Annotated in this window: 14 protein-coding genes and 1 riboswitch; of the genes, 7 read left to right on the forward strand and 7 right to left on the reverse strand. The window is 59.3% G+C overall.

Annotation, left to right across the window (positions count from 1 at the left end):
* Positions 1-89 precede the first annotated feature (89 nt).
* Positions 90-271, forward strand: a riboswitch (M-box (ykoK) riboswitch).
* A gap of 56 nt (positions 272-327) precedes the next feature.
* Complete coding sequence (locus tag ABLV04_RS14325) at positions 328-1,341, forward strand: magnesium transporter (RefSeq protein ID WP_023291272.1); 1,014 nt, start codon at positions 328-330, stop codon at positions 1,339-1,341.
* A 37-nt stretch (positions 1,342-1,378) separates the two neighbouring features.
* Here ABLV04_RS14325 and ABLV04_RS14330 read toward each other — a convergent pair whose 3' ends face one another.
* Positions 1,379-2,572 carry an NAD(P)/FAD-dependent oxidoreductase gene (locus ABLV04_RS14330; protein WP_032454294.1) on the reverse strand — a complete coding sequence of 398 codons (1,194 nt, stop codon included), beginning with the start codon at positions 2,570-2,572 and terminating at the stop codon, positions 1,379-1,381.
* Between the two features lie 229 nt (positions 2,573-2,801).
* Between ABLV04_RS14330 and pitA the strand changes: the two genes are divergently transcribed.
* Complete coding sequence (gene pitA / locus ABLV04_RS14335; RefSeq protein WP_004204940.1) at positions 2,802-4,298, forward strand: inorganic phosphate transporter PitA; 1,497 nt, start codon at positions 2,802-2,804, stop codon at positions 4,296-4,298.
* A 59-nt stretch (positions 4,299-4,357) separates the two neighbouring features.
* Here the strand turns inward: pitA and uspB are convergent, their stop codons facing one another.
* Positions 4,358-4,693, reverse strand: coding sequence for a universal stress protein UspB (uspB, locus tag ABLV04_RS14340; RefSeq protein ID WP_002921203.1), 336 nt, complete (start codon positions 4,691-4,693; stop codon positions 4,358-4,360).
* A 382-nt stretch (positions 4,694-5,075) separates the two neighbouring features.
* Between uspB and uspA the strand changes: the two genes are divergently transcribed.
* Together uspA and dtpB are read left to right on the forward strand one after the other, a co-directional pair.
* A complete protein-coding gene (gene uspA, locus ABLV04_RS14345; RefSeq protein WP_004145166.1) occupies positions 5,076-5,513 on the forward strand; it encodes a universal stress protein UspA in 438 nt (145 codons plus the stop codon).
* Positions 5,514-5,768: 255 nt separating this feature from the next.
* Entirely contained in the window at positions 5,769-7,244 is a 1,476-nt protein-coding gene (gene dtpB / locus ABLV04_RS14350; protein WP_032454295.1) for a dipeptide/tripeptide permease DtpB, read from the forward strand.
* Between the two features lie 139 nt (positions 7,245-7,383).
* Here dtpB and rsmJ read toward each other — a convergent pair whose 3' ends face one another.
* The 3 genes from rsmJ to ABLV04_RS14365 all read right to left on the reverse strand — a co-directional run bounded on the left by rsmJ (position 7,384) and on the right by ABLV04_RS14365 (position 11,640).
* On the reverse strand, positions 7,384-8,136 hold the full coding sequence (gene rsmJ, locus ABLV04_RS14355) for a 16S rRNA (guanine(1516)-N(2))-methyltransferase RsmJ (protein WP_032429010.1): 753 nt from the start codon (positions 8,134-8,136) through the stop codon (positions 7,384-7,386).
* Positions 8,137-8,143: 7 nt separating this feature from the next.
* A complete protein-coding gene (prlC, locus tag ABLV04_RS14360; RefSeq protein WP_023291276.1) occupies positions 8,144-10,186 on the reverse strand; it encodes an oligopeptidase A in 2,043 nt (680 codons plus the stop codon).
* 182 nt (positions 10,187-10,368) lie between these two features.
* Positions 10,369-11,640, reverse strand: a complete 1,272-nt coding sequence (locus tag ABLV04_RS14365; RefSeq protein ID WP_180266410.1) for a phosphatase PAP2 family protein — start codon at positions 11,638-11,640, stop codon at positions 10,369-10,371.
* 193 nt (positions 11,641-11,833) lie between these two features.
* Between ABLV04_RS14365 and ABLV04_RS14370 the strand changes: the two genes are divergently transcribed.
* Complete coding sequence (locus ABLV04_RS14370) at positions 11,834-12,676, forward strand: 23S rRNA (adenine(2030)-N(6))-methyltransferase RlmJ (RefSeq protein ID WP_004204945.1); 843 nt, start codon at positions 11,834-11,836, stop codon at positions 12,674-12,676.
* A 72-nt stretch (positions 12,677-12,748) separates the two neighbouring features.
* A complete protein-coding gene (gene gorA, locus ABLV04_RS14375; protein WP_180266411.1) occupies positions 12,749-14,101 on the forward strand; it encodes a glutathione-disulfide reductase in 1,353 nt (450 codons plus the stop codon).
* A 32-nt stretch (positions 14,102-14,133) separates the two neighbouring features.
* Here the strand turns inward: gorA and ABLV04_RS14380 are convergent, their stop codons facing one another.
* On the reverse strand, positions 14,134-15,225 hold the full coding sequence (locus ABLV04_RS14380) for a serine hydrolase domain-containing protein (RefSeq protein ID WP_064158034.1): 1,092 nt from the start codon (positions 15,223-15,225) through the stop codon (positions 14,134-14,136).
* Between the two features lie 195 nt (positions 15,226-15,420).
* Positions 15,421-16,044 carry a glutathione S-transferase gene (locus ABLV04_RS14385; RefSeq protein ID WP_218969107.1) on the reverse strand — a complete coding sequence of 208 codons (624 nt, stop codon included), beginning with the start codon at positions 16,042-16,044 and terminating at the stop codon, positions 15,421-15,423.
* A gap of 126 nt (positions 16,045-16,170) precedes the next feature.
* Here ABLV04_RS14385 and ABLV04_RS14390 point away from each other — a divergent pair, with 126 nt between their 5' ends.
* On the forward strand, positions 16,171-17,319 hold the full coding sequence (locus ABLV04_RS14390; RefSeq protein WP_110238012.1) for an iron-containing alcohol dehydrogenase: 1,149 nt from the start codon (positions 16,171-16,173) through the stop codon (positions 17,317-17,319).
* The last annotated feature ends 100 nt before the right edge of the window (positions 17,320-17,419 follow it).

Raw genomic sequence — 17,419 nt, forward strand, 5'->3', positions numbered from 1 at the left:
AATGAGTGGGTGGTTTATCAACAGTTGATAAACCACCTAAACTATACGCTTTGTGAATTATCCCTCTTCGCCAATAATGGCGCCTCATTTAACGATCTCGTTATGGCGAGGCTCCTGCATAAATACAAGTTACCGCCCTGTTGGTATCGAGAGAGACCACTCAGGGAAATACAGGCTTCCATCGAATCAAGGTGTTGCCAAGGTAACTTCTGGCGGTCATGACCGTTCAGATACGTTATGCAGTGCTAAAACCAGGACGTAGGGATCTGCCTGCGCTAACCCTGTCTTGTTCGCCCCTATGAGTGATTTTTTATAGGGATTTTAATCATGTCTTCCATTCAACTCTGCGCCGCCCATCAGGCGACCTCTGGCTTCGACGGCGATGCCATCGCCCAGTACATGCGTACCGACTTTATTACGCTGCAGGAACATCTCAGCGTCCATGAAGCGCGGGAGCACTTTATCTCACAGCTCACCAGCGATGATATTCCCGGCCAGGTGTTTGTGGTCGCCGGCAAGAAGCTGCGCGGCAGCCTGTCGGTCAAAAAGCTACTGCAGGAAGGGGATGTCGGGCAGTCTATCCGCTACCTGATGGACAGCTGCCTGTTCCGCGTCAAACCTGACGATGAACGCCCGCAGGTGATAGCCGAGCTCAACGAGCGCGGCCTCGACCTGGTTCCCGTCGTCGATAAAGGCGAGCTGGTCGGCTGCCTGATGGAAAAGGAGATCGCCCATCTGCTGGAGGATGACGTCACCGAGGACGCCCAGCTGCAGGGGGCGACGCTGCCGCTGGAAAAACCGTATCTGGACATCAGCCCCTGGACGCTGTGGAAGAAACGCTCGGTGTGGCTGCTGCTGCTGTTCGTGGCCGAAGCCTACACCAGCAGCGTGCTGCAGCATTTTGAAGAGGCGCTGGAATCGGCCATCGCGCTGGCCTTCTTTATTCCGCTGCTCATCGGTACCGGCGGCAACAGCGGAACGCAGATCACCTCGACGCTGGTGCGCTCGATGGCGCTGGGAGAAGTACGGCTGCGCGATATGGGGCGGGTGATCCGCAAAGAGGTATCGACCTCATTTCTGATTGCCTTAACGCTGGGGCTGGCGGGCTGCCTGCGCGCCTGGATGATGGGCATCGGCATGGAAATCACGCTGATCGTCAGCCTGACGCTGGTATGCATTACCCTGTGGAGCGCGATTGTCTCGTCGGTCATCCCGATGGTGCTTAAACGGATCGGCATCGATCCGGCGGTGGTTTCCGCGCCGTTTATCGCCACGCTGATCGATGGCACCGGACTGATCATCTATTTCAAAATCGCCCAGTATTTTCTTGGGTTGAACTAACCTGCACGCCCGGGCGCCGAATGCCCGGGCCCTTAGTTTAAGCGTCCACCAGCGCCTGCGCGCAGGCCCAGGCGCTTGACCACGCCCACTGGAAGTTATACCCGCCGAGCCAGCCGGTGACGTCCATCACTTCGCCGATAAAGTAGAGGCCCGGCGCCTTGCGCGCCTCCATAGTACGCGACGAGAGCTCATTGGTGTCCACGCCGCCGAGGGTCACCTCCGCCGTCCGGTAGCCTTCGGTGCCGTTCGGCTGCACGCGCCAGGCGGTCAGCGTCTCCACCAGCGCCTGCTGGTCGCGAACGTTCAGCTGCTTCAGCGTGACATCAGGAATTTGCCCCAGCTGCTGCAGGCACTCCACCAGCCGCTTCGGCAACTGCATCGCGAGGGTGTTTTTCAGGCTCTGGTTGGGATGCGCGCCGCGCTGCTCGTTAAGGAAGTCTTCAAGATTGCAGTCCGGCAGCAGATTCACGGTGACGAACTCGCCGGGCTGCCAGTAGCTGGAAATTTGCAGCACCGCCGGTCCGGAAAGGCCGCGATGGGTGAACAACAGATTTTCGCGGAACAGGGTGCCGTTCTCGGCGGTGATGGTCGACGGCACCGAGACGCCGGAGAGAACCTGCAGCTGCTCAAGCAGCGGCTTGTGCAGGGTAAACGGCACCAGACCCGCACGGGTCGGCAGCACCTTCAGGCCGAACTGTTCGGCGATTTTATAGCCGAACGGCGAGGCGCCAAGGCCCGGCATCGACAAGCCGCCGGAGGCGATTACCAGCTTTTTGGTCGCCAGCGTTTCGCCGTTCACCTGGAGCCGGTAACCTTGCTCGTCGCGCTCGACGCTGAGGATTTCGCTGCGCAGGCGGATCTGCACGCCGCCCTTTTCGCATTCCGCCAGCAACAAATTGACGATCTGTTCCGCCGAATCATCGCAAAACAGCTGACCGAGGGTTTTCTCATGCCAGGCGATGCCATATTTGCCGACCAGCTCGATAAAGTCCCACTGGGTGTAGCGCGCCAGGGCAGATTTGCAAAAATGCGGGTTTTGGCTCAAATAGGCCGCCGGCTCAACATACATATTAGTAAAGTTGCAGCGACCGCCGCCGGACATCAGAATTTTTCGCCCCGGCTTTTTGCCGTTGTCGAGCAGCAGAACGCGACAGCCGAGCTGCCCCGCCTGCGCTGCGCAAAACATTCCCGCCGCTCCGGCGCCAACGACAATGGCATCAAACCTTTCCACAGCGCATTCCTCGTTCCCCAATTGTCGGGTTTTGTAAATATTTCACTCTGGTCACACCAGCGGGAAAAATCCCGCATTAGATACATCATTGAAAGATATAGGATTACTCCCAACAGGGTAAAACCTAAACAGGAAGAAAATCAAAAAAAGTCTATATTTCACTTTGCCCGCGCCGCTAAAGTCACTGATAATGCGCCGCGTTCATGTCCTCAAAATGGCGTAACGTCCTATGCTACATTTATTTGCCGGTCTGGATTTACATACCGGACTATTATTATTGCTTGCTTTAGCTTTTGTACTGTTTTACGAAGCGATTAACGGTTTCCATGATACCGCAAACGCGGTGGCTACGGTTATCTACACTCGCGCTATGCGCTCACAGCTCGCTGTGGCGATGGCGGCGCTCTTCAACTTCTTCGGCGTTCTGCTGGGGGGTCTCAGCGTAGCCTATGCCATCGTGCATATGCTGCCGACCGATCTGCTGCTTAACATGGGTTCCGCACATGGCCTCGCCATGGTGTTCTCTATGCTGCTGGCGGCGATCATCTGGAACCTCGGCACCTGGTACTTCGGCCTGCCGGCATCCAGTTCCCATACGCTGATCGGCGCTATCATCGGGATCGGTCTCACCAATGCCTTAATGACCGGTACGTCGGTCGTTGACGCGCTGAATATCCCGAAAGTCATCGGCATTTTTGGATCGCTGATTATCTCGCCTATCGTCGGCCTGGTGATCGCGGGCGGCCTGATTTTCCTGCTGCGTCGCTACTGGAGCGGCACCAAGAAACGGGCGCGTATCCACCTGACCCCAGCGGAGCGTGAAAAGAAAGACGGCAAGAAAAAGCCGCCGTTCTGGACCCGTATCGCCCTGATCCTGTCCGCTATCGGCGTGTCGTTCTCTCACGGCGCTAACGATGGACAAAAAGGTATTGGTCTGGTGATGCTGGTCCTGATCGGCGTCGCCCCGGCGGGCTTCGTGGTGAATATGAACGCCTCCGGTTACGAAATCACCCGTACCCGCGATGCGGTCAACAACGTGGAAACCTTCTTCCAGCAGCGCCCTGACCTGCTGAAGAAAGCCACCGGCGTTGACCAGCTGGTTCCCTCTCCGGACACCAATACCGCGGCCAACGGCGAGTTTCATTGTCATCCGGCGAACACCATCAACGCCCTTGACCGCGTGAAGACCATGCTGACCGGCGTTGAGAACTACGAGTCGCTAAAACCGGAACAGCGCGGCCAGCTGCGTCGCATCATGCTCTGCATCTCCGACACCACCGACAAAGTGGCGAAACTGCCGGACGTGAGCGCTGACGACCAGCGTCTGCTGAAGAAACTGAAAACCGATATGCTGAGCACCATCGAGTACGCGCCAATCTGGATTATCATGGCGGTCGCGCTGGCGCTGGGTATTGGCACCATGATCGGCTGGCGCCGCGTGGCGACCACTATCGGTGAGAAGATTGGTAAGAAGGGCATGACCTACGCCCAGGGGATGTCGGCGCAGATGACCGCGGCGGTGTCTATCGGTCTGGCGAGCTACACCGGGATGCCGGTCTCCACCACCCACGTACTCTCCTCCTCGGTAGCGGGGACGATGCTGGTGGATGGCGGTGGTCTGCAGAAAAAGACGGTGACGAGCATTCTGATGGCCTGGGTGCTGACCCTGCCGGCAGCGATTATCCTTTCAGGCGTCCTTTACTGGCTCTCCCTGAAGCTGATTTAAGCGTTATTCGTTCAAAACGGGCCAGCTTGCTGGCCCGTTTTTTTATCCCGAAGATGCCGTCAGTGCCAGATCATCAACGCAATCAGGCTCACCACCACCAGGCCGCACAGGGCGCTGGTCAGAATAAACTGGCGACGAACACGTTCGCAGCGACGAATAAATTCATCGTCATGATGGTCACGGTAGCGCTGGGCATAGATATACCACACCAGGCGCATCTGTTTGCTGGGCTGCCCGTGCGAGGTAAAAAAGCCGCCGCCATCGACGTACTGATAGAGCAAGGGATCGCAACCACGTAGCACAACCAATAATGCACGCAACGATGAGAAGTAGCGTGCCATATTCACCACACAAACGACACACAGGGCCCAAAACAGCGCAATAGTGCTGATCATACCTCCTCCCCGGCGACCCGCCCACGGAGAAACCCTCCGCGGCTACCGCTCCCCAAATAACCGACGACAATACCGTAAAGAGTGCGATTCCGATCACATTTATTTTTCCGACCGGCTCATTAAATAGTGTAGGAGATCCATTAATTTTTTTACCACAAGGTTATTCGTTATCAATACGTAAGACGGATAAATTTGTTTAACTTTTAGGTGAACCCAGTGCATTGACGGAGTGCGGGGGGCGCTATAAGGTAAGAAATATCTTCTACAATGAAGTCCTTAAAGGCTACCCTCCCGCGAATGTAGCACGCAGGACGCGGGCGAAACGGCAGCGCCAGCTGTCAGGTCCAATGGTCATCGACAAACTTATGGAAGGAGTAACACTATGGCTTACAAACATATTCTGATTGCAGTAGACCTGTCCCCGGAGAGTAAAGTACTGGTTGAAAAAGCCGTTTCTATGGCCCGCCCGTATAACGCGAAAGTCTCCCTGATCCACGTGGATGTGAATTACTCCGACCTCTACACCGGGCTGATTGACGTGAACCTCGGCGACATGCAAAAACGCATCTCCGAAGAGACCCATCACGCGCTGACCGAGCTCTCGACCAACGCCGGCTACCCGATCACCGAGACCCTGAGCGGCAGCGGCGACCTGGGCCAGGTGCTGGTCGATGCGATTAAAAAATATGATATGGACCTGGTGGTCTGCGGCCACCATCAGGACTTCTGGAGCAAGCTGATGTCCTCTGCCCGTCAGCTGATCAACACCGTCCATGTCGACATGCTGATTGTCCCGCTACGCGACGAAGAAGACGAATAACCGTCCCGTTGTGTCATGCCAGACGCCCGCCGCTGCGGGCGTTTTTATTTTCGCTTCCGCCTCGCCAGACAATAGAGCTTAACTCCATAAAAAAGCCATTCAATTAGTGTGATCAACCAGTTATTCACTAAAACATCTATATAATAATCTATCCAATAAGCCAATAACCGCAGCATGGCGAGTTATCAGACATTTTCGGCGCGTTCTGGCATACGCGTTCATACTTTTTGGGAAAGTAATACAAGGCGAAGGAATATGAATACAACTGCACCTACGGGCTTGCTGCAGCAACCTCGTCCGTTCTTTATGATCTTCTTTGTGGAGCTCTGGGAACGTTTTGGCTATTACGGCGTTCAGGGGATCCTGGCGGTCTTCTTTGTGAAACAGTTGGGCTTCTCTCAGGAACAGGCCTTTATCACCTTCGGCGCCTTCGCGGCGCTGGTTTACGGGCTGATCTCCATCGGCGGCTACGTGGGCGACCATCTGCTGGGGACCAAACGCACGCTGGTGCTCGGCGCGATTGTGCTGGCCATCGGCTACTTTATGACCGGGATGTCGCTGCTGAAACCGCAGCTGATCTTTATCGCCCTCGGCACCATCGCCGTCGGCAACGGTTTGTTTAAAGCCAACCCGGCGAGCCTGCTGTCAAAATGCTATCCGCCGAAGGATGCCCGTCTCGACGGGGCGTTTACCCTGTTTTATATGTCGATAAACATCGGTTCGCTGCTGTCGCTGTCGCTGGCGCCGGTGATCGCGGAAAAGTTTGGCTACGCGGTGACCTATAACCTGTGCGGCGCGGGGCTGATTATCGCGCTGCTGGTCTACCTCGCCTGCCGTGGGATGGTGAAAGAGATTGGTTCCGAGCCCGATCATCGCCCCCTCAGCCTGCGCAATCTGGCGCTGGTGCTGGCCGGTACGGTGGTAATGATTTTTCTCTGCGCCTGGCTGATGCATAACGTGATGATCGCCAACCTGGTGCTGATTGTCCTGTCGGTCGTGGTCATTGCGTTCTTTTTCCGCGAGGCGTTTCGCCTTGATAAAACCGGGCGCAACAAAATGTTCGTCGCCTTTATCCTGATGATCGAGGCGGTGCTGTTTTACATTCTCTACGCCCAGATGCCAACCTCGCTGAACTTCTTCGCCATCAATAACGTCCATCATCAGATCCTGGGTTTTACCATCAACCCGGTCAGTTTCCAGGCCCTGAACCCCTTCTGGGTGGTGGTGGCCAGCCCGGTGCTGGCGGCGATCTACACCCATCTCGGCCACAAGGGTAAAGACCTGACCATGCCGGTGAAATTTACCCTCGGGATGTTCCTCTGCGCGCTGGGCTTCCTTACCGCCGCGGCCGCCGGGATGTGGTTCGCCGACGCCCAGGGATTAACCTCGCCGTGGTTTATTGTGCTGGTTTATCTGTTCCAGAGCCTGGGCGAGTTGCTGATCAGCGCCCTGGGGCTGGCGATGGTCGCCGCGCTGGTGCCGCAGCATCTGATGGGCTTTATTCTGGGGATGTGGTTCCTGACCCAGGCCGCCGCGTTCCTGCTCGGCGGCTATGTGGCGACCTTCACCGCGGTGCCGGAAAATATCACCGACCCGCTGCAGACGCTGCCCGTTTACACCAGCGTGTTCAGTAAAATTGGCCTGGTGACCCTGGGGGTCACGGTGGTGATGGCGCTGATGGTGCCGTGGCTGAACCGGATGATTAATACCCCGGGGGAAGCTGAGCGGTAGAGATGATCGTCGGTTTGCGCCTTACTCAGCCGGGCCTGGGGGAATGGTATCCATCTGATATATAAATGATTATGTAGGCCGGGTAAGGCGTAGCCGCCACCCGGCAACATGACGGCACGATACCTGATAGATTGCAAATTTACGCCGGCGTGCCGGCGTAAATATCAAACCGATGCCCTTTGGTCACCACCGCGTTCGGCGTGGCGACTTCCGCCAGCGGCGGCGCGTAATCCGGGCGCTTCACCACCACCCGTTTGGTCGCCAGCTGGCGCGCCGGGGCCAGCAGGCCATCGGCGTCTAAATCGGGCCCCACCAGCGACTGAAAGACGCGCATCTCTTTCTTCACCAGCGCGCTTTTCTGCTTATGCGGGAACATCGGGTCGAGGTAGACCACCTGCGGACGCGGGGTAATATCGGTCAGCGCCGTCAGGCTGGAGGCGTGGATCAGCTGCAGCCGCTCCTGCAGCCAGCCGCCGATTTCCGCATCGGCATAGCCGCGGGCCAGGCCATCGTCGAGCAGCGCGGCGACCACCGGATTACGCTCCAGCATCCGCACGCGACAGCCGACCGACGCCAGCACAAAGGCGTCACGCCCCAATCCGGCGGTGGCATCGACGACATCCGGCAGATAATCGCCTTTAATACCGACCGCTTTGGCCACCGCTTCACCGCGGCCGCCGCCAAACTTGCGCCGGTGGGCCATCGCCCCGCCGACGAAATCGACGAAGATACCGCCGAGTTTGGGCTCATCGCGCTTACGCAGCTCCAGATGCTCAGCGGTCAGCACCAGCGCCATCAGGTTATCGTCATCCTGCTCCAGCCCCCAGCGGGCGGCTAAAACAGATAAGGCGCCGTCTCCGGCGCCCGTTTCATCAATTAAGCAAATCTTCACCGCAGACTTAACCCTTGATCCCGTAATGCTCCAGCATCGCATCCAGCTGCGGCTCGCGCCCGCGGAAGCGTTTGAACAGCACCATCGGCTCTTCAGAACCGCCGCGGCTCAGGATGTTATCGAGGAACGACTGACCGGTTTCACGGTTGAAGATCCCCTCTTCTTCGAAGCGTGAGAAGGCGTCTGCCGCCAGCACGTCAGCCCACAGGTAGCTGTAGTAACCCGCCGCGTAACCGCCGGCGAAGATATGGCTGAAGGCGTGCGGGAAGCGGCCCCAGGTTGGGCCCGGCACCACGGCGACCTGCTTTTTAATCTCCGCGAGGGTCTCAAGGATTTTCGCCCCCTGCTCCGGCTTGTACTCCGCGTGCAGGCGGAAATCGAACAGGCCGAACTCCAGCTGGCGCAGAATAAACATCGCCGCCTGGTAGTTTTTCGCCGCCAGCATTTTCTCCAGCAGCGCCTGCGGCAGCGGTTCACCGGTTTCATAATGACCGGAGATAAAGGCCAGCGCTTCCGGCTCCCAGCACCAGTTTTCCATAAACTGGCTCGGCAGCTCGACCGCATCCCACGGCACTCCGCTGATGCCGGAAACCCCGGCGGTATCGATGCGGGTCAGCATGTGGTGCAGACCGTGGCCGAACTCGTGGAACAGAGTGATCACTTCGTCGTGGGTGAACAGCGCCGGTTTGCCGTTGACCGGACGGTTGAAGTTACAGGTCAGGTAGGCGACCGGCTTCTGCAGGGAACCATCCAGCTTACGCATCTGGCCGACGCAGTCGTCCATCCACGCCCCGCCGCGCTTGTGCTCGCGGGCATACAGGTCGAGATAGAAGCTGCCGCGCAGCTCGTTGTGTTCGTCATACAGCTCGAAGAAGCGCACTTCCGGATGCCACACGTCGACATCGGTACGCTCTTTGGCGGTAATGCCGTAAATGCGCTTCACCACTTCGAACAGACCGTTAACGGCTTTGTTTTCCGGGAAATAGGGGCGCAGCTGCTCATCGCTGATGCTGTAGAGATGCTGTTTCTGTTTTTCGCTGTAGTAAGCGATGTCCCACGGCTGCAGCTCTTCGACGCCGAACTCGGCTTTAGCGAAAGCGCGCAGCTGGGCCAGCTCTTTTTCGCCCTGCGGACGGGCGCGTTTTGCCAGGTCGGTGAGGAAGTCGAGCACCTGCTGCGGATCCTCCGCCATTTTGGTGGCGAGGGATTTAAAAGCGTAGCTGTCAAAGCCCAGCAGCTGCGCCAGCTCGTGGCGCAGGGCGAGGATCTCCGCCATCACCGGGCTGTTATCCCATTTACCGGCGTTTGGCCCCTGGTCGGAGGCGCGCGTGGAGTAGGCGCGGTACATCTCTTCGCGCAGCGCCTGATTGTCGCAGTAGGTCATCACCGGCAGGTAGCTCGGGATATCCAGGGTCAGCAGATACCCTTCCTGCTCTTTGGCCTGGGCCTGCGCCTGAGCGGCGGCCAGCGCGCTTTCCGGCATACCGGCCAGATCGGCGACGTCGGTCACCAGCTTGTTCCAGCCCATGGTGGCGTCAAGGACGTTGTTGCTGTACTGGTTGCCCAGCTCAGAGAGGCGCGCGGCGATTTCACCGTAGCGTTTCTGCGCCTCCGGCGGCAGGCCAATACCGGATAATTCGAAATCGCGCAGCGCGTTATCCACCGCTTTTTTCTGCGCGGTATTCAGCGTGGCGTAGTTATCGCCATCGCGCAGATCGCGGTAGGCTTTATACAGGCCTTCATGCTGGCCGACCCAGGTGCTGTACTCGGAGAGCAGCGGCAGCGTCTGTTCGTAGGCCTCACGCAGTTCCGGGCTGTTTTTTACCGAATTGAGATGGCTGACAGGCGAGAAGATGCGTCCCAGCACATCGTCCACTTCCGCCAGCGGCTGGCAAAGATTTTCCCAGCTATACGGCGCGCCGTGCGCCACCGCGCTTTCCACCGCGGCCCGGCAATCCTCCAGCGCTTTGGTGACCGCAGGGACCACGTGCTCTGGTTTGATCGCAGAAAAAGGCGGCAGGGAAAAAGGCGTCAGTAATGGATTGGTCATATGCGCTGTCCTGTTGAAAAGGGTGAGTGAAGCGCGCGTCCGGCGCTTATGCATGAGATCTAGAATGGGGGATAGTTGGGGGAATTTCAATGACGGGCGGTGCGTCAGCCTGGGTATTGCTGCGATAAGTCCGCCCGTTGCCGGAAAAGCGCGACACGCGGCGCAGCGTGCCGGAAACCGCATTAATGCCTTTTTTGCGCCATCTCCCAGGCCGCCGACAGATTCAGCCGCTGCCAGAACTGCTGTTCGGGGGTGGCGCCGGACAGCGGGTAGCCCGCCGGCAGCGCGGTGTTGACCATCAGCGCCCGGCGCTGGGCCGCAGACAGCTGCGGCAGGGCAGCCTCCAGCAGCACTTCCGCCCCCTCCGGCGCCTGCAGGCGCGGCTGCGGACCCTTCTGCCGCGGCAGGTCGTAGGTCATGGCGAAACGAGTGAAATCATGCATCGCCGGATCGCGCCATGGATCGTCTTTCACGCTGCTCTTCGCGCACTCGGCAAGCGACGTACCGCAGGCTTTCGCCAGCGCGGCGCGCAGCTGATCGCGGGCTTCGTTAAATAATACCCGGTAGCGCGGATCGTTAAGATAATGGGCCACGTTGCGCTCGGCCACCATCCGCGAGCCGATCACGTCCAGCGGATAGTGGACGCCCAGCACAATGCGCGAGTAGCCATAGCGGGCGCCGCGCGCCACCAGCGCGTCGTAGCGCTCCGGGATCATCGCCGCCAGCAGCAGCGCATCGGTATAGCCAGTGTTGGTGTGGCCGCTGGGGAACGAGCCGCCGTCGGCGGTATAGGGCTGGTTATCCTTCACCACCACGTCGTCCGGCACCAGGTGAATGGTGTTGCCCTGGACCAGGAACGGCCGCGGATTGTGGAAGTGCTTTTTCGCCTCGCCGGTGCTGACTTCCGAGGCTTTGATCAGCGCCGCCGCTTTCCCCAGCGCGCCCTGGTCATAGGCGGTCAGAAACGCGTTGCCCAGACGAGGCCCCAGCGCGTCGCTGAGGAAATAGAGGTAGCTAATCCCTTGCGCATCGGCCAGCGCCTGACGGCGGGTGGTCTGCACGGCGTCGCGGTTGATGGCGGTCACCGTCGCCAGATTCTGCTTCACGACGGTCTCCGGCAGACGGCTGAACGCCGACAGTAGCGCAATATCCGCCTGCTGGTTTGCCCGGGTCTGGAAGTCGTAGCCGCTGGCCTTCAGCCAGGCGGTATCGGCCTGGGTTTTGTTTTGTTTCGTGTGCGCCAACCGATCGCGGGTCAGCGTCGCGGCATCCCCTTGCAGCGCGTGGCGCAACTGCGCCAGCGCCTGTTGCTCAAGATCGTCATACGCCTGACTGGAGGCAGCCGGCGTCACGCTATTGGCGAGGGCCGCCGCCTTGTTCAGCGGGATGTATTTAGCCAGAACCGGTTGCGCCAGCAGCAGCGCGACGGCCAGCAGCGAGAGTTGCTTTTTCATTATTTTTCCTTTTATTCAAACAATTACCTTGCTTGTCTCCGACGCTAGCGCGGCCGTTTGACGCTTTTATGACAGCGTTATGTTTTGCAACGCTTTTGGCAGAAATGAAACAGCGCGGCGGCGCAGCGGTAATCTCGGCCGATCTGCGGTAAACTATCGGTTAACTTGTTTATTTCCCGGAATCTCTGCATCCATGCTCAGTTATCGCCACAGCTTTCACGCAGGCAACCACGCCGACGTCCTCAAACACACCGTTCAGAGCCTGATCATTGAAGCGCTGAAAGAGAAAGAAAAACCGTTTCTCTACCTGGACACCCACGCCGGCGCGGGCCGCTATCAGCTGAGCGGCGAGCACGCCGAGCGTACCGGCGAGTATCTCGAAGGCATCGCCCGCATCTGGCAGCAGGACGACCTGCCGGCAGAGCTTGAGCCCTATATTTCGGTGGTCGAACACTTCAACCGTAACGGCCAGCTGCGCTACTACCCGGGTTCTCCGCTGATCGCCCGCCAGCTGCTGCGCGAGCAGGACAGCCTGCAGATGACCGAGCTGCACCCGAGCGACTTCCCGCTGCTGCGCGCCGAGTTTCAGAAAGACAGCCGCGCGCGCGTCGATAAAGCCGATGGCTACCAGCAGCTGAAAGCCAAACTGCCGCCGGTCTCGCGCCGCGGTCTGATTCTGATCGACCCGCCGTACGAAATTAAAACCGACTATCAGGCGGTGGTGACCGGAATTAACGAAGGCTACAAACGCTTCGCCACCGGCACCTACGCGCTGTGGTACCCGGTGGTGCTGCGCGCGCAGATCAAACGCATGATCAAAGACTTAGAAGCCACTGGCATTCGCAAGATTCTGCAGATTGAGCTGGCGGTACGTCCTGACAGCGACCAGCGCGGCATGACCGCCTCCGGGATGATCGTCATCAACCCGCCGTGGAAGCTGGAGCAGCAGATGAACAATGTGCTGCCGTGGCTGCACAGCAAGCTGGTGCCGGCCGGTACCGGTCACACGACCGTCAGCTGGATCGTGCCGGAGTAATCGCAACCATCGGTGGAACCTTTTACGCCTCGCGTTACAATCGCGGCAATCAACGATTAAGGACATATGGGCATGAGCAAACATTATGATTACCTCGCCATCGGCGGCGGTAGCGGCGGTATCGCCTCGATTAACCGTGCGGCCATGTACGGCCAGAAGTGCGCGCTGATTGAAGCCAAAGCGCTGGGCGGCACCTGCGTCAACGTCGGCTGCGTGCCGAAAAAAGTGATGTGGCATGCGGCGCAGATCCGCGAAGCGATTCATCTGTACGGCCCGGACTACGGTTTCGATACCACCATCAACCATTTCGACTGGGAGAAGCTGGTCGCCAGCCGCAGCGCCTATATCGATCGCATTCATACCTCCTACGACAACGTGCTGGGTAAGAACAACGTCGACGTGATTAAAGGCTTTGCGCGCTTTGTCGATGCCCACACAGTGGAAGTGAACGGCGAGACCATTACGGCCGATCATATCCTGATCGCCACCGGCGGCCGTCCGAGCCACCCGAACATTCCGGGCGTGGAATACGGTATTGATTCCGACGGTTTCTTCGAACTGCCGGCGCTGCCGAAGCGCGTGGCGGTGGTCGGCGCGGGCTACATCGCCGTTGAGCTGGCGGGGGTGATTAACGGCCTCGGCGCTGAAACCCACCTGTTCGTGCGCAAGCACGCGCCGCTGCGCAACTTCGATCCGCTGATCGTCGAAACGCTGGTGGAAGTGATGAACGCCGAAGGCCCGCAGCTGCATACCAACGCCATCCCGAAAGCGGTGGTGAAGCATGCCGACGGCAGCCTGACCCTTGAGCTGGAAGATGGCCGCAGCCAGACCGTTGACTGCCTGATCTGGGCGATTGGCCGCGAACCGGCGACCGATAACTTTAACCTGGCGGCTACCGGCGTGAAAACTGACGATAAAGGCTACATCGTCGTCGATAAGTTCCAGAACACCAGCGTGCCGGGCATCTACGCCGTGGGCGATAACACCGGCGCCGTTGAGCTGACCCCGGTGGCCGTGGCCGCAGGCCGTCGTCTCTCCGAACGCCTGTTTAACAACAAACCGGAAGAGCATCTGGACTACAACAACATTCCGACCGTGGTCTTCAGCCACCCGCCTATCGGCACCGTCGGCTTAACCGAGCCGCAGGCGCGCGAGCAGTATGGCGACGACGCCGTGAAGGTCTACAAATCCTCCTTCACCGCGATGTACACCGCTGTCACCTCGCACCGCCAGCCGTGCCGCATGAAGCTGGTGTGCGTCGGCCCGGAAGAGAAGATTGTCGGTATCCATGGCATCGGCTTCGGGATGGATGAGATGCTGCAGGGCTTTGCGGTGGCGTTGAAGATGGGCGCCACCAAAAAAGACTTCGACAACACCGTCGCCATTCACCCAACGGCGGCAGAAGAGTTTGTCACCATGCGCTAAGGCGCGCAGCCCCGTCTCCGGACGGGGCTTTTTTATTGCGCCGCCAGGTGACGCAGGATCTGGTGGCCGATATAGTTGCTCCAGTTAAAGCTGTTTTGCAGCACCACCACCGCATTCTGATTCGCTTTATCAAAACCGATATAGCTCGAATAGCCGCCGATGTACCCCACCTGATAGGTTAATTGCTGCTCGCCGAACGTGTCTGTTACCCAGGCGATATTCGCCGCTTCAATCCGTCGCGGATAATAGTCGACGCTAACGTCGCGGAATGCCTGGTCCAGCGCCGCCTGACCGGTGGGCGCGAAGTGGGCGCGGGCATAGTGAATCAGATCCCCGGCGTCGCTGTACAAACTCGCCGCGCCGACCATGTTATGACGGAACTGCCAGTCCGGCGTCAGCGCGCCGCGGGGTTTAAACTTCGGCTGATCGCCAGCATGGCCCAGCGCCCGCCACGGATAATCACGCAGCGTTTGCGGCAGGAAGCTGGTGTTCCCCATCGCCAGCGGGCGGAAGATCATCCGCGAGGCCAGCGTCTCAATCGATTCGCCAGTCTGGTACTGGAGAAGATAGCCGAGGATCGCGTAGCCGAGGTTGGAGTAACTCGGCGCCGGTTCCGCCGGGGCCTGGAAATTCTGCAGATAACTCAGTACGCCATCGGCATCGAGCTCATGGTAGAAGTTCTCGCCATCGTTGAGATAGGCCAGCAGGTGCTCAAGCGACAGCATATTCATCGGTTGCCGCGGCAGCCCTGAGGTATGCGTCACCAGCTGCAGCAAGGTTATCTTACGGGCATCCTCACTCAGCGCGGTACCCGGCGGCAGCAGGGTCTGCAGCGTGTCGTGCCAGTGGAAACGGCCTTCGTTCACCAGCATCGTGACCACTTCGGCGGTAACCCCTTTGCTCAGCGAGCCGAGGGCAAACAGCGTATGCGGGGTTATCGGGTAGCGATGTTGGTCATCGGTCACGCCGAAGCAGTGAAACTCCGCCGGGCCGTTATGATGAATAATTGCCACCACCATGCCGCTGACCTGCTTCTCGCGCATGTAATGCCTGACATAATCATCGACGGAAAGCCGCTGACCGTTGCGCCCTGTCAGACTGGTTTCATTGCTGGGCGGGCTCATTTGCGACAGCGTGCCGGAACAGCCTGAAATCAACAGTAATGCCAGTAGCACAAGGCCTAACCGTTTTTTCAAACTGCACCTGCCTGCCACACGTTATTTGGGATGGGATAAAAAATAGACGCGGGATCGTAGCGGCATTACCCCGCCAGTGCAAAGCGAATACGCTGAAAAATCGATAAGGCCCTGGCCCGTTCGCTACGCCACGCCGTTATTTCCATAGCGCATAAACGCCGGGCGCTGATTGAGCGCCATATACCAGCGCTCCACGGCCGGCATTTCCGGATGGGCAAAGGGCGTCATCTTCCAGCGATGCACCGACAGGCCCAGCACAATATCAGCCAGGGTGAAGCGCTCGCCGGCGACCCACGCCCCGGTCCGCTGCAGCTGCGCTTCGACAATGCGCACGCAGTGGGTCCAGGCGGCAATGCTCTCTTTAATCGCCGCCGGATCCTGAAAGCGGGGATCTTTACGCACCAGCCCCATAAAAGCATGGCGCCAGGCATTATTGAACTCGGTCGCCTGCCAGTCCATCCAGTGCTCCACCTCGGCGGCGGGCTGCGGCCCGGCGGGCAGCAGATCCCAGCGCTCCGCTTTTCGCGCCAGATAGCGGCAGATACTGTTCGACTCCCAGAGCACAAAGTCATCGTCCAGCAGCACCGGCACCAGGCTGTTAGGATTCAGGCGCTGAAATTCGGGGGTGTCCAGGGGCTTAAACCCGCTGCCGTAATCCTCCTGCTGGTACGCCAGCCCGATCTCCTCGCAGGTCCACAGCACTTTCCGTACATTGATTGAAGAGCGTTTGCCCAGAATTGTTAGCATCGTCAGCGATTCCTCAGCCATAAAAGAGAGTTCATTCACTCTACTCTATTGCCAGCCAGCAACAAGGCAGAGCGCTGGATAATGTGTATAGTTGATTCCAGCCTGTTTGCCGAAAAGGAACCCGACATGTTGACCCCTTTTACCGTTTTGATGCCTGCAAATATTCGTTTTGGCCGCGGTCAGGCCCAGAGCGCCGCCCCCTGGCTGGCGCAGCAGGGCGGTCCTGTTCTGCTGGTGCATGGCGCCAGCCCGCAGCGGGCGGCGTTTCTCCGCCATCAGCTGGAGGCGCTGCAGCTGGCGGTCACGACGCTGGCGATAAGCCGCGAACCCTGGCTTATCGATATTGAGCAGGGCGTCCAGCTGGCGCGCGAGAAAGGGATCAGGGCGGTGGTCAGCCTCGGCGGCGGCGCGGTGATTGACGCCGGTAAAGCGATTGCGGCGCTGGCGCCCGCCACCGGCCCGCTGGTCGACTATCTGGAAGTCGTGGGAACCGGCCGTCAGCTGGAAGCCAGCCCGCTGCCGTTCGTGGCGATCCCCACCACCGCGGGCACAGGTGCGGAAGTCACTAAAAACGCGGTGATCAACGTCGTGGAACAGCAGCGGAAAGTGAGCCTGCGCGACGACCGGATGCTGCCTGACCTGGCCATTGTCGACCCGGCGCTAACCGACAACGCGCCGCGCAGTATCACCCTGAGCTCCGGCCTCGACGCCCTGACCCAGGTGATCGAGCCCTGGCTCTGCAGCCGGGCCACCCCTTTCACCGACGCCCTCTGTCAGCAGGCGATCCCGCGCGGCATCCGCGCGCTGAAGGTTCTGATGGAAAAAGAGTGCCCGGCCAGCCGCGACGAGATGGCCTGGGTCAGCCTGTGCGGCGGAGTGGCGCTGGCGAACGCCGGGCTGGGGGTGATCCACGGCCTCGCCGGCCCGCTGGGCGGCCTGAGCCGCGCCTCGCACGGCGCCTTATGCGGCAGCCTGCTGCCGTTTGGGCTGGCGCTGAATGAGTCGCAGATAAACGACCCCGCTCTGCGCCAGCGCTTCAACGACGTTCGCCGCTGGCTGGCCGACGGGCTGGAGGTCCCGGCGGATCGGGTCTGGGACAGTCTGCAGGAATGGAGCCATCGCGCCGGTCTCGGCACCCTGCGCGACCTCGGCGTGGCGCGCGACGCCCTGGAGCCGGCGGCGCTGGCCGCCAGCACCTCCTCGTCGATGAAGGCCAATCCGGTCAGCCTGAGCAGCGAACAGCTGCTGGAGATGCTGGAGGCGGCGTGGGAGTGAGCGCGCCGGGATAAAATTTTGTTGCATAATGAATGCTCCGAATTTTATCTTCACCTAATCGCGAACTTATTTATTATTTATCAAGGTGTTAATTAGAAAT

Source organism: Klebsiella sp. JN_Kp127 (genome assembly GCF_040062505.1).
Lineage (GTDB): Bacteria > Pseudomonadota > Gammaproteobacteria > Enterobacterales > Enterobacteriaceae > Klebsiella > Klebsiella quasipneumoniae.